This is a genomic window from Reticulibacter mediterranei, assembly GCF_016587455.1.
Genome location: NZ_BNJK01000001.1, coordinates 2159844 through 2173486 on the forward strand (window position 1 = coordinate 2159844; position 13643 = coordinate 2173486).

The following is a 13643-nucleotide window of genomic DNA, read 5'->3' on the forward strand; positions in this document are numbered from 1 at the left end:
CAAGACCAGCGCTACGTTTCGGGTAGTGGACGAATCGAGGTTTCGACGCGCATCATATAACGAGCCAGTTCGCGAAAGAAGAGTTCAGTTGGCACGCACAGTTCTGGCCCACACACGCCACGACGCGTAATCACACCACTTGCCAGCATATACCCGGCAATCGCAAGTGGTGTGCCGGTATCGAGAGCACCTGCGCTGACATGCCAGCGTTGGTAAGGCAACACCACCACCTGATTTGTGATCTCAAGCTGTTTTCCATCTGCCAGTCCAGTAGTTACGACGCGCAACACATCGCAATCCTGCGGTTCTACCTGTTCAGCAGGGAACTTCTCTAGCAGACTTACCAGCACCTCGCGCGGCACAACGCTCCCCCCGCGAACAATAATAGGCCTGGCACTGCCAAAGCCAAGATCAACTAAGAACTTGAGCTTCGTCATGAAATCGCCCGGAAAGGCAATTTTGAAGGAGACATAGCTTACCCCCTTTTCCTGAAACGAAAGAGGAAATGTGGCACATTCAGAATGTAGCGAATAAATGGCGGTGGCACGACCGACCGGTTCGGGAAAGACCAGTTCCTCCTGACCAGAGAGAGGCGATTGCGGATACCAGGCTCCATCCTGAAAGATCTGTGGTTGCTGGGTGAACTCATCAAGAATTGTACGAATCGAATAGGGAGCAACAAGCGGTGCCTGCGAGGGTGTTGCATCGTTACAACCAAGTTGCACGCGAATACTCTCCACCTGATCCAGCCGATCAACAGCCAGGCGAGCAAGCAAATTGGTAATCCCAGGAGTACCACCAATGCCAGCAATCGCCGTAATTCCTACGGCCACAGCCTCAGCATTCAACGCAAGCATCTTGCGCGTCATATGGAAAAGACCGCCAAGATCGGCGTAATGTACCTTCTCTTGAATGCAGGCGCGCAGCACATAGAGGTTGAAAGCATAATCAACGGCATTCAACACCACATCGGCTCCGCGCAGCAGACGGCGCAAACGGTCTTCATCCGTTACGTCGATCTGCTGCACCTGCACCTTGCAGTTCGCCAGCGAGGAAGCGACCTCACGAGCGCGTTCCTCGCTATAATCGGCCAGCGTGATCTGGTCAACATCATCATATTCGGTCAGCGCACGTACGGCGATTCGTCCCATCGCGCCTGCGCCGCCCAACACGATAATATGCATCGATGCCCTTCCTCATACAAGATTGCAGTTAAGCAACCGCAATCCCACCAATCGCGCTCTCCCCAGCAAGAGTCACTTCCTTCAATGCTTGAGGCATCGCGGGATCAGCGACAAAGAGCGATGCCGAGGTGCGCAGTTCTTGCAACGTGTCTTCAAGGCGATTCAAGATGGTATCGATCTCCTGGTAAGTGATCACCAGTGGAGGCTCAACACGAATCACACGCGAATTGTTGAGCGTACCAGAGATAAGTACCCCACGCTTAAAGAGCCCAGAAGCAACGGCATAACCGATATCGTCATTCACAAAATGTTGTCCGATTAAGAGTCCTTTACCAGTAATATCCGTATAAATGTCGCTATACCGTGCAGCAATATCCTTGAGATGGCTGATAAAGTAATCGCCCTTCTCAGCAGTCTGTTCAACGATCCCTTCCTCCAGCGTCACATTGATAGCAGCAATGGCAGCGGCACAGGCTAGCGGATTCCCACCGGTCGTGGAGGTATGAATAAAGGGATTGCTGTTTAACACGCTCCAGATTTTGGGAGTGGACATAAAGGCTCCAATAGGCATCACTCCACCGCCTAACGCTTTGGCAGAGGTAATGATATCAGGTGCCACATTCCAATGCTCAACGCCCCATAGTTTTCCGGTACGCCCTATGCCCGTCTGTACCTCATCAGCGATCAGCAGGACTTCGTATTCATCGCACATCTGGCGGAGGCGCGGCCAGAAATCATCAGGGGGCACGATAGCGCCAGCCTCGCCCTGCACCGGCTCCATAACCACAGCCGCAATATCGTTACCGACTTCACGAGCAACCTGTAACTGCTGCTCAACCGCTTCGGCATCGCCATAGGGGACATGATAGATGTTGTTATGCAAGGGGAGAGCGGGACGGCGGAAGATGGCCTTACCAGTTAAAGCCAGCGACCCGGTGGTTTTCCCGTGAAAACCACGCACGGCAGCAATGAAACCACTTTTGCGCGTATAGAGCTTTGCCAGCTTCATCGCGCCCTCAACGGCTTCTGTGCCACTGCCTACAAAGAAACTATACTGAATATCGCCAGGGGTAATCTCGGCTAAGAGGTGAGCAAGCATCCCACGCAAAGGATCGAGTAGCTCCTGCGTAGGGAGAGGGCTTTTTTGTAATTGTGCTTGTACGGCTCCAACGACCTTTGGATGTGTCCAGCCCAGATTAAACAATCCAAAGCCACCCAGACAATCGATATATTCGCGGCCTAGCACATCCTTAAAGGTTGCGCCCCGACCGGTCCATTCGACTGCCGCAAAGTCGCCTGCTTCGGCAACCGATTTACGATACTCAATAAAACCGCTGTTGTAATAGTTGGCAAAATTGCTGACGGTGGTATCGATCAACCATTCGGCGTCATGCTTGCTCAACTCAGCTTTATGGACAATATCAAGATACCGCTGTGAATCGTTCAGAGCCTTGAGTAACCCATCGTTACTCGCGCTACTAGCGCTACACATAAAAATCCTTTCTGCGTATGCGGCCAATATGCAACTATTCCCCTTCGATCCGCATCATCGAAGCAGCTTTGCAGTGGTTCACCAGGCAATCAGTGTTTCATAGCTGTGGAATAGTGATACCAGACCTATCCCTGAAGATAGTTCTAGCAAAAGGTAACACTATGACCAGAGAGAATCCGGCCAACATGTGGCAAGTTATATGAAGACAGATGTACAGGGTAAAAACAAATGAGCAATTATTCCCGCTGAAAAGCAGGTAGAAGCATGCTCACTCCTGGTTATTGTGCACAGGAGCAGGTGAATCTGACGAGGAAGAGGTTCAGGGGTAGCAGGTAGACAGGTGGAAGCCGCAAAACACGTAGTATTTCGGGATATAGCGTCCTTTTCGTTTAGCAGGATTCGTCGCATCCTTCATAGGAACACCGCACTTTTGAGTATAGACCAAACAGTATAAGTTATTGTTTCTCTATTTAGAGTATACTCTATGAAGCGGGAAGAAAGCAAGCCAGGAAAAAAGTTGGGAAGAGGCGCAAGCCTCTTCCCACAGGCAATCCAACTCATGTACAGAGACCGCTACTCGATAGCTTTCTGTTTGAACGGAGAGGCAAAAGGCATAAGAACTGCATACAAACCAGCGCTCACAATAAAGCCGATTAAAAAGCCCAGGCTGCTACTCGCAAAGATGCCAACAGCAAAAGGACCGTTAAAGAAAGGAGAAGCGGTAAACGCTAATCCTGCTAACAGGCCAATCAGCCAGGAGAGCAGGCCAGCCCAATTGAAGCCACTATGATAGAAGTAGCGACTCTCGGGACCAGTATCAGCCAGACCGACAGGATCATAGTGCTTGCGTCGTAACATATCTACCAGAAAAACGGCAGCCCATGCCGTTAACCCATCGGCAAGCAGTTGAAGAAAGCTCTCGAATGGCCCCAGAAATTCTTGTGCGATCAGCATGACGTAGATAGCACCGAGAATCATCAGCACACCATCTATCAATACTGTTTTATAGCGTTCCAGCTTAATCCCCATAGAGAGCAGGTTGAGGCCAGATGAGTAGATATCGAGATCGGCGGCAACCACCAGCCCACCAACAGCAGTGAGCAGATATGGAACGGCCATCCAACCGGGCAGCGCCGAACCAATTACAGCAATAGGATTAGCAGCGGAGGCAAGATTGGCAACGCGGCTGGAGAGCAGAACGCCAACGATCATCAACACGAAAAGAGGCAGTGTACCACCAATGACGGTCCATCCCACAATCGCTCGTGAGGAGCTATTGCGTGGTAAGTAGCGGGTATAATCGGCTCCTGCATTGACCCAACCAATACCTGTCCCCGCCGCAACAATGCTCAATGTCGCCAGCACACCGGAATCCCAGGGGCCTGGAGGTGCAGCAATAATCTTGGCCCAATCCGTTTGACCGATCAGAAACACGACAATCACGAGCGTTAAAATGCCAAAGAGCCAGGTAGCCGCCTGCTGAATCCAGACGAGCGTTGCATGACCAAGCAGGCCAAAGAAGACTACCAGGACCGCCACCACGATCAAGCTCACAATTGTCCAGAAGGCATTCGTGGGCAAACCTGCCAGATGAAACAGACCCAGCAAGGCATATGCTGCCGTAACTACAATCACTGTTTCCCAACCTACCAAACTAATCCAGCTAATCAACGTGGGAAAAATGTTTCCGCGTGGACCAAAGGCAACGCGAGAAAGGGTTAACATCGGCGCGCCACCTCGTACTCCGGCAATGCTCAAGATACCAACCAGCGCAAACGAGACGCCGGAAGCAACCAATGCCACAAAGATGCTCTGCCAGAGATTCAAGCCAGCACCAGCCAGGATACCACCATAAACGACGCCTAGAATACCAATGTTTCCGGCAAACCAGATCCAGAACACCTCAAATGGTGAGCCATGCCGCTCCTCATCCTTGATCGGATCGATGCCATGCAATTCAATCGCCCATGCGCGATCAGCCTCGGACTGCTCGACACTCATAAATCATGATTCCTTTGCCTGAATAAAGGCGTGCAGCAACCACACAAAAAAGATATAGTGAATATAACAGATACATATATTGAAACACAACAGCAAATAGAGCGTATTCCGCTACAGCCAATCGAGCAAGCTTTGCTTCCTAACAAACGCAATTAATAATGAGAATGACCCAAATAATCCTGCACGATCTATCGTAGCCGAGCGATTTATCTTGGTAGTGATGTACGAGATGCAATTCATGCTACCGAGATAAATCGCTCGGCTACGATAGAACTTTATCCATATTAATAAGTATCAATATGCAACCGCGAACCGAGATTCAAAATAGCGAGCAAGCAGAGAGAGAGGATAACAGAGGATCAGGTAGAATAAGGCACCGAAGATAAAGACGAACAATTTGTTGTTCGCATCGATCTGCGGCAGGGCCAGCGCGTAAGTTTCATGCTCCAACTCAATTACAGCCAACACAGAGAGCAGGGCGCTATCCTGTATCAGCGTAATAAAGTTATTGGTAAACGGCGGCACCGTAATACGGATGGCCTGGGGTAAAACGATGTGGCGCATGATCTGCCGGGTATGCAAACCCAGACTCAAAGCCGCCTCCGTCTGCCCCTTGTCCACTGACTCGATACCGGAACGAAAGACTTCAGTTAAATACGCACCATAGTTAAAGCTGAGGCCGATAATGCCATAAAAGTAGCCGTTAAAGGCATCTGGCACCAGGCTATTGTTCTGCAACGCGGTCATAAACTGAAAGGCCGAACTGTACGGATCAAAGCCCATGTTTGAGAGGACAAAACCGACGCCGTAATACCATAGGAGCAGCTGCACCAGAACTGGCGTGCCACGAATAACCTCAACATATCCAGTTGCCAGCCAGCGCAAAACGGGAAAACGTGAGAGACGACCCATTGCTCCAATGAAGCCGAATACTATCGCAAAAATAGCACTGATAATCGAAATGACCAGTGTCACCAGCGTTCCCTGTAGAAAAACTGGCAGATAAAGCAATAGCAGATGGTTGTAGGAGTAGAAATAATAGAAAATCCCGACGATAATTACAGCAACTAGAAAGTAGAACAGGTAATCCAGTCCCACCAACCAGGAACGAGGACCGCGAGCAGCGCGGCTCCTTCCTCTGGAAAATATTTGCTCAGAAGGTCGTCTCGATATATCTGCCATAAATTGATACCTCGCAGTCCAACATCGTGATTCAGCAGAACCGATCACATGATTTATTATAAGGCGGCTCGTAGCCTGCGCTCAAACGTCCTTGCAACATAAGAGGTCGGAAGGCTAAGCAACAAGTAGAGTACTATCGCCATCGCATACAGCGGAATGGGGTTGCTCCCATTGCGAGAGACCCAGTAGGTCAGGACAGAGGTGAGTTCGGTGCCAGCAATGACGCTGACAATGGCCGAATCCTTGAGCATATAGATAAAATCGTTCACAAAAGGAGGGATCATAAAAGGAAACGCCTGCGGTAAAAGGATACGAAAAAAATTTTGCCCCGACGTTAAGCCCAGCGAGAGAGCCGCCTCGGTTTGTCCACGATCCACAGAGAGGAACCCGGCGCGAAAGACTTCCGCCTCATATGCGGCATAGTTAATGGCGAGGGAAGCAATACCAGCCGTTAAAGAATTAATCAAAGAGGGGAAACCAAGATTGGCAAAAATGGCACCAAAGGCGTAATAAATAATGAAAAGCTGAGCAATCATGGGGGTTCCGCGAATCACCTCGATGTAGGTACGAGCAGGAACGCGCAGCCAGACAAAGCGAGAACTGCACATCAAAGCGAGCAACATACCAAAGAGCAGGGCCAGCGGAAACGCGGAAACGCAGTAGATAATGGTATTTAAAGCACCAGTGAGAAAGGCTGGCAGCACCCTTTGCACAATACTCCAATCCATAAAAGCAACACGCCTCCTGTAGCAACTACTGTTTTTCACGTAAAAGATGCAACATAAGTTGAAAGCCCGTATACACTACAACTTATGTTGCACACAAATGGTTACAGTTATTTGGTGCCGATCTGAGCTTGTTGATCGTTCCATAAGCTCCAGCGCTGCAAAATCTGATGCAAGGTGCCGTCGCTTTTGATCTGAGCAATCGCCTGATCGATCTCTTTCTGTAAGACCGAGGCGTTGGAATTACTCTTATTATAACCAATCACATAATCGCTGGTCTCGAAAGGAACGCCAATAGGCTTCAGCTTGGGGTTGGCCTGGCCTCCAGAGCCGATACCAAGCACATAATAGGTCACAATGGGCAAATCGATGAGCACGGCATCGATACGACCGAGGGCCAGATCGTTGAAAGGCAGATCGGGATCATACGTTTTGAGCTTGATCTTCGTATCGGTCGCGAGGATCTCAGCTGCCTTATAGCTCGCACCAGTACCAACCGTGTAGCCTTCCAGATCTTTCAAAGAGAGCGTATCTTTATCAGTAAATTTAGAGAAGCGCGAGTCGTTGCCTCGGATGACGATCTGCTGGCCATAGCGATAATAGGATTGAGAAAATATCTCGGTTTTCTTCCGATCCTCCGTAATCTCCCAGCCATTCATGACCACATCAAACTTATCGGCCTGTAACGCCTGCTCCAGTTGCGCATAATCGGTTTCAACCTGTTTTGCCTTTACATTCAACAATTTCGATATAGCATCGGCGATTTCGACCTCAAAGCCAACCAATTTGGTTGGATCTTTTGGATCTTGAAAGACATAGGGTGCGCCACCATCAGAAGTTGATCCCCACTGGAACAGACCTGGAACCTTCAAGCCCTTATTCTCAATTTTTTGCGCGCCAGGAGTTGCTCCTCCGGTCGAGGTGGACGTAGTAGAGACGTTGCCACCACAGGCTGACAGAATAGCTTCTAATGATCCGGCAGCGGTAACAAGTCCACCGGCCTGCCCAACACGTTGTAAAAATGTGCGTCTGCTCAGTTCATCCATTGTCATGCCTTTCTAGTGCAAACCAGAAAAAATAGTATGCCTACGGTAAAACGGAAAGCACGCGTTCTAGAAACGCCTGTGTGCGCCGGTGCTGAGGCTTTCTGAACAGCTCTTCGGGATCGCCCTGCTCCACAATCGAGCCATCGTCCATAAATACAACGCGGTCAGAAACATCACGCGCGAACTGCATCTCGTGCGTAACAACTACCATCGTACTTCCTTCGTACGCCAGATCTTTCATCACCTTGAGAACCTCGCCGACCAGTTCAGGATCTAAAGCTGATGTAGGCTCATCGAAGAGCAACGCACGAGGCTGCATCGCCAGGGCGCGAGCAATAGCCACGCGTTGTTTCTGTCCGCCAGAGAGACGGCTGGGATAGATATCGCGTTTCTCAAACAGACCCACTTTGGTCAGAAGTTGCTCCCCCAGGGCAACTGCCTGATCCTTCGACAATTTACGCACGAGCAACGGAGCTTCAATAACATTCTGTAGAACAGTCATGTGAGGAAAAAGATTGAAATTCTGGAAGACCATCCCCAGCTCGCGGCGAATCGGGCTAAGTTGTTTGACGGAGAGGAATGGATCAAGCTTCTCTCCATGAATATAGATCTCGCCGCTGGTTGCCTGTTCCAGCGCATTCAAACAGCGAATCAGCGTACTCTTCCCTGAGCCACTCGGACCAATGAGAGCAACAACCTCTGCTTTGCGGACTTCAAAATCGATATCTTTGAGAACATGTTTTTCGCCAAAATATTTATTGAGCTTGACGGCTCGTATAATCACATTCTCATCGAGTGGAGACGACACATTCCTGGAGGCAGATACAGGATCGGGTTGTACACTGTCTTTGGAGTCCATGAGACGCTCCTTTAGCTTGTCGGTTATGCATAGAAAAACGTGGTAGATATTGCTCCTATGCATACAGTGCTGTAAATATTGTCAATAAGTATATGCATCGATCAAAAAGGTGTCAAGCATAAAACGATCTATTTTTCAGTGATTTCTCCGATCTCATGTTATAGATACGATCTATGAAAAGTTGCCTACTCTTAAAGAGATCAACAATTGACATAGAGGACTGTATTACAGGATGCTACTTTCTAATTACGGCTTTTCTTTCGTAGATATCACGCTACTTGCTATAGGCAGGGGGAATGCATCACAGACAAACTCACAAACAGGAAACAACGCAAGTAGTTTTATCAGAAAAAGTATGAATCGATGCCTGCTGGTAGAGATTTTCTATCTTCCATAGTACCATCGACCTAAATAGGCCAAACTGACGCTGAACAGAGAAATAGGTATAGTAATATTGATACAGAGATACGGAAAAACACTGTATTATGTTTTTCCAACATCATTATCTCTTCCAACACATTTCACACCAATTAACATTGCTGCATTTTATGCAAGAAAGCGAGACTGGTCGTATGGTCAAACGTTTGTACGCTCGAACGCGTCGTTCTGCCTATCTGATGGCTTTTGCATGCCTCATGCTCATCGTATTTGCACTGGCTGCCTGTGGTGGCGATACTACGAGTGCCTCTACTACTGCTTCTAGCGGCACCTCATCCAACAGCAGTAATCCCGCTCCAGCAGCAACCGTGAATATCAAAGAAACCAAAGATTCCGCAGGCAAAGACGTGTATAGCTGTGATCCTCAAACAATCAGTATTAAAGTGGGAGATACTGTGAGTTTCACCAATCAGAGCGATGAAATTCAAGATTTCGATCAAGGCGATGCACAAAAAGCTGGCGTAGACTTTAAGATGAACCTGAACCAATCCACTACAGCTACGTTCAAGACTGCCGGGACTTTTACCATCAAGAGCGAAAAAGGTGCCATTATTACCGTCACCGTCCAATAACTCATCAACACAAATCTTTCCCTCGTCTCAAGAGCGGATACCTTTTCATAAGGTTATCCGCTCTTCCATTGTTCTAGCCAGAAAACATCTCGCAAGCAAGTCCTGTAAATAAATGCCCTCGTCAAACGTGCTAAGGAGAAGAGACCAGAAAGAGTCTCCTATTTTGTGTAGTTTGAGGAGTGAGGGCTGATGACAAGCGATAAGATAGCCATTATTATACCGGCCTTAAATGAAGAGGATGCTCTCCAACAATTGCTCGCAGAACTTCCCCGAGACTTTGCACAGTGGATCATTGTTGTTGATAACGGCAGCACAGACAGAACCGCCGCCGTTGCACGATCCGCGGGAGCCATTGTCGCCAGCGAGCCAACGCGCGGCTATGGACGTGCATGCCTCAAGGGATTGCAGACGGCCAGCGATCTTGGAGCCGAGATCCTGATTTATATGGATGGAGATGGCAGCGATGACCCGACTGACCTGCCAATGATGTTAGAGCCACTCAAAGAAGGACGAGCAGACTTTGTAATCGGCTCACGGGTGGACAGGCGTTCAGAAAGAGGAGCGATCCCACCCCAGGCCCGGCTGGGTAACTGGCTGGTGAGCCGTATGATCAGCATGCTCTATCATGTGCATATACATGATATCGGTTCATTTCGCGTTATTCGCCGCTCATCTCTTGCCACACTACAAATGAGCGAGATGACCTTTGGTTGGCCGGTGGAGATGCTGGTTAAGGCCGCACGAGCCAGATATCAGATCGTCGAGCTACCTATTCACTACCGCAAACGCAGCCACGGTCACTCAAAAGTTGCCGGGACCGTCATTGGCAGCGTCAAGGCGGCGTATTACATGCTCAGCACCACACTGCGCTATGCTGGAGGAAGGAGTAGCGTGCATGTCTGATACAGCACTGGTTGTTATGGCACGCTACCCTGAAGCTGGGAAGACAAAAACGCGCCTGGCACGCACCATCGGTCAGAGCCAAGCTGCCCAACTCTATCAGGCATTTCTCACCGACATCGCCTCGCGCTTTGCCGATCAAGATTGTAGCCTGCACTGGGCCTATACGCCTGCCCATGTTGACTATCAGAGCTTCGTCGCGACTCTGGTTCCACATTGCGCCCAACAGATGCACAGTTTTCCACAACAGGGCGCTGATCTTGGCGAGCGGCTGCTCCATGCTTTCCAATGGACACAACAGCAAGGCTTTCAACGGACCATCGTGATCAGCTCAGACTCGCCCCAAATCAGCCAGGACATCATCAACGATGCAAAAGCGGCCCTGGAGTTTTCAGATGTTGTGCTTGGCCCTGCCGATGATGGCGGCTACTACCTGATCGCCATGCGCAAACCATATGATGTCTTCAGCAACATTCCTATGAGTACGCCTGTTGTCGCGCAAATGACCATTGAAGCGGCTCGACGCCAGAATCTCAAGGTGCATTTGCTCGACTCCCTTTTTGATATAGACGAGTTGCCAGATTTACAACGTCTGGCACAGCTACTGGCAAGCAACCGTATGCTGGCCCCCGCCACCGCCGTTTATCTTACCACGATGAGGAGTTCACATGACCACAACGCAGCAGATACGCATGATACCGTCGCAGCAACTCGCCCTTCCACGTTCGATCTACATCGAGCCAACCAGCCGTTGTAACGAGCTTTGCCAGCAATGCCCACGCACCTTTCTCTCCCGAGAGGAAGACCGCGACCTGACCTATGATGAATTTCGCGCTATTGTCGATCAGTTTCCTGTACTGGATCGCGTTGTGCTGCATGGGCTGGGAGAACCTCTGCTCAACAAAGATCTGCCAAAGATGGTCCGCTATCTCAAAAGGCGAGGCACCTATGTCCTCTTCAATTCTAACGGCACGCTGCTCAACGAGAAACGCGGTCAAGCGCTGATCGATGCAGGTCTGGATGAATATCGGCTCTCGATGGATGGTGCCACCCGCGAAATGTATGCGCGAGTGCGGGGAGTTGATGCATTTGACAAGATATGGCGCAATATGCGAGCATTTATTGATATGCAAAAGCAACAGGACGCGCAGAAGCCCGCTGTCTCCCTCTGGTTTACCGCTATGCGCGAGAACCTTCAAGATTTGCCTGGATTGATTCGCATTGCAGCCGAGGTTGGTATCAAAGAAGTCTATATGCAACGTCTGGTCTATTTCGAGGTTGGACTGGCAGCATCCAAACAATCGCTGTTTCGTCGCGCGACCTACGACGAACTCACGCTGATACAGGAGTGCGAGCAGTTGTGTAAAGAGCTGGGCATCACCTTCAGCGCGGCGGGTTCCGCAACGCCATTAGAGAGTGTTCTGCGCGACTTCGGCGAGCGCCCCTGGTCCGGCTGCAAACGGCCCTATAGCCTGACCTATATCACCTCTAGCGGCAACGTCCTCTCCTGCTGTTTCGCACCCTTCGGCCATCGCAGTGCCAGAGAGTATCGAGAAGAACGGGTTTTGGGCAACATCTTTGAGGAATCAATCGAACAAATCTGGCATGGAGAGCGCTATGCGGCATTTCGGCAAGCGTTTGAAAGCGACCATCCAGCCAGACATTGTGCTCAATGTGGGTTAAATTGGAGCTATTAGCAGCACACAGCCGTAAATGCGATTCGCGAATCGCATTTACGGCAAATTTTTGAGATATTGGCGGCGACGTTGCAAACGTTTGACGCCCTGATCCATCTTCACATGGAGATGCAACCGCCAGAGTAAAATCGCCAGGAGCAACACCGCCTCAGCAGTGGCAGAACAGGCCAGGGCAAGCGGGATCGAGAGGATTACCAGATCGCCGGGTAAGACATTGAGCAGCAGCAGTATCAATCCCCAGCGTGAGAGCAGAGCAAAGATATTAGTATATAGAGGCGTCTGCGCATCTTTCAGCGCAAAAAACCCCCGCGTGATTAAATCTCCCGCCGCCGAACCGGGCAAAGCAATTGCATACCCGATTAAAGCAAGATAGGTCAGTTGCGAAGAGTGGGCGTCAAAGGCACCATGCTGAAAGAGCAAATGGATCAACGGTTTTCCGGTCAGAGCCAACACAATCGCGGCAGGCACAAGCAAAGCGATAGATGCCCCCATAATCTTGAGCGTTGTCTGACGCATGCGAAAATAGCGTTTCGCGGCCGCCTGAGCGGTCAGATCGGGTAAAATAGCCTGTCCAACAGCCTGAGATATCAAGGCTACGGGCAATCCCTGAAGCATAAAGGCGTTGTGAAGAGCTGCCAGACTCGCCTGATCCGGCAGATACGAGGTATAGGTGGTCTCGACAATCAGGGCGGCATATGCAACACCTACGCCCAGCGTATTTGGCCCCAACAACCGTATCACCTCGCGCAAACCCGGATGGTGGATATCCCAGATAAATATGTAATGCACTCCCTGTTTTAAGAGGGGCGGTATCTGAACGCCAACCTGCAAGACGGCGGCAAGCAATACTCCGTACGTTGGCCCATAAATGCCGATATGAGGCATTGCTAGAGTCACCACTAAACCGAGAATAATACCAACGTTGTAGACAGCAATAGAAAGAGCAGGCAATAAAAACTGTCTGCGGCTGTTCAAAACGCCTGTCACCAGCGTTCCCAGGCCCAGAATCAGCGGTTGCAGGAGCATAATACGCGTCAAATCGGTGGTAAGAGATTTTTCCGCAGCACTATAACCAGGGACGAGGATGGTATTCACAAAAGTCGGGGCCAGAAACTCGCCGATCAGGATCAGGATAGTGATGGCAACAAATAAAATATTGAAGACCAGACTGGTGAGCCGCCAGGCTGCTAACTCACCTTTATTCTTCTCATAAGAAAGAAATACGGGAAGAAAAGCGTGAGTGAGGGCACCACCAGCAATCAGATTGAAGAGCGTATCGGGGAGGCGAGAGGCTGCGTAATAAGCATTCGCCTCAATGCCTGTGCCGAAAAGGGCATTAAAAATACTTTGACGAATCACCCCCAGGCCACGCGAGGCCAGCAAGCCAAACATCAAAAGGAGAGTGGCCTCCATAATGCTGAAGCGCCGTAAGGAAAATCCTGCGCCAAAACGAAAATTCTTCAGATTGAAACGAAAGGCTCTCTCTTTCCTAAATTTCTCTGGAAGGAAGGCAAATCGCTTTTTCCTGGAAGGAACTGATACCATAG

General features: G+C 49.9%; 12 protein-coding genes. 4 read left to right on the forward strand and 8 right to left on the reverse strand.

Annotation, left to right across the window (positions count from 1 at the left end):
• Window positions 1–11: 11 nt before the first annotated feature.
• The 7 genes from K3T83_RS09305 to K3T83_RS09335 form a co-directional block, all read right to left on the reverse strand.
• Entirely contained in the window at window positions 12–1184 is a 1173-nt protein-coding gene (locus tag K3T83_RS09305) for a saccharopine dehydrogenase family protein (protein WP_220202690.1), read from the reverse strand.
• Window positions 1185–1212: 28 nt separating this feature from the next.
• On the reverse strand, window positions 1213–2676 hold the full coding sequence (locus K3T83_RS09310; protein WP_220202691.1) for a putrescine aminotransferase: 1464 nt from the start codon (window positions 2674–2676) through the stop codon (window positions 1213–1215).
• A 573-nt stretch (window positions 2677–3249) separates the two neighbouring features.
• Complete coding sequence (locus K3T83_RS09315) at window positions 3250–4677, reverse strand: purine-cytosine permease family protein (RefSeq protein WP_220202692.1); 1428 nt, start codon at window positions 4675–4677, stop codon at window positions 3250–3252.
• 294 nt (window positions 4678–4971) lie between these two features.
• A complete protein-coding gene (locus K3T83_RS09320) occupies window positions 4972–5859 on the reverse strand; it encodes an amino acid ABC transporter permease (protein WP_220202693.1) in 888 nt (295 codons plus the stop codon).
• 56 nt (window positions 5860–5915) lie between these two features.
• A complete protein-coding gene (locus K3T83_RS09325) occupies window positions 5916–6587 on the reverse strand; it encodes an amino acid ABC transporter permease (protein ID WP_220202694.1) in 672 nt (223 codons plus the stop codon).
• 107 nt (window positions 6588–6694) lie between these two features.
• The gene (locus tag K3T83_RS09330) at window positions 6695–7630 is read right to left on the reverse strand and encodes an ABC transporter substrate-binding protein (protein ID WP_220202695.1); all 936 of its coding nucleotides are present in this window, start codon (window positions 7628–7630) and stop codon (window positions 6695–6697) included.
• A 40-nt stretch (window positions 7631–7670) separates the two neighbouring features.
• Window positions 7671–8411, reverse strand: coding sequence for an amino acid ABC transporter ATP-binding protein (locus K3T83_RS09335; protein WP_236065108.1), 741 nt, complete (start codon window positions 8409–8411; stop codon window positions 7671–7673).
• Between the two features lie 563 nt (window positions 8412–8974).
• Here K3T83_RS09335 and K3T83_RS09340 point away from each other — a divergent pair.
• The 4 genes from K3T83_RS09340 to K3T83_RS09355 all read left to right on the forward strand — a co-directional run bounded on the left by K3T83_RS09340 (window position 8975) and on the right by K3T83_RS09355 (window position 12096).
• Complete coding sequence (locus K3T83_RS09340) at window positions 8975–9499, forward strand: cupredoxin domain-containing protein (protein ID WP_220202697.1); 525 nt, start codon at window positions 8975–8977, stop codon at window positions 9497–9499.
• 189 nt (window positions 9500–9688) lie between these two features.
• Window positions 9689–10402, forward strand: a complete 714-nt coding sequence (locus K3T83_RS09345; RefSeq protein ID WP_220202698.1) for a glycosyltransferase family 2 protein — start codon at window positions 9689–9691, stop codon at window positions 10400–10402.
• Window positions 10395–11156, forward strand: a complete 762-nt coding sequence (locus K3T83_RS09350; protein WP_220202699.1) for a TIGR04282 family arsenosugar biosynthesis glycosyltransferase — start codon at window positions 10395–10397, stop codon at window positions 11154–11156. The genes K3T83_RS09345 and K3T83_RS09350 overlap by 8 nt, the downstream gene beginning before the upstream one ends.
• Window positions 11068–12096 carry a radical SAM protein gene (locus K3T83_RS09355; protein ID WP_220202700.1) on the forward strand — a complete coding sequence of 343 codons (1029 nt, stop codon included), beginning with the start codon at window positions 11068–11070 and terminating at the stop codon, window positions 12094–12096. The genes K3T83_RS09350 and K3T83_RS09355 overlap by 89 nt, the downstream gene beginning before the upstream one ends.
• Before the next feature lie 36 nt (window positions 12097–12132).
• On the opposite strand, the gene murJ is transcribed toward K3T83_RS09355, so the two are convergent.
• Entirely contained in the window at window positions 12133–13641 is a 1509-nt protein-coding gene (gene murJ / locus K3T83_RS09360) for a murein biosynthesis integral membrane protein MurJ (protein WP_308441668.1), read from the reverse strand.
• Window positions 13642–13643 lie beyond the last annotated feature (2 nt).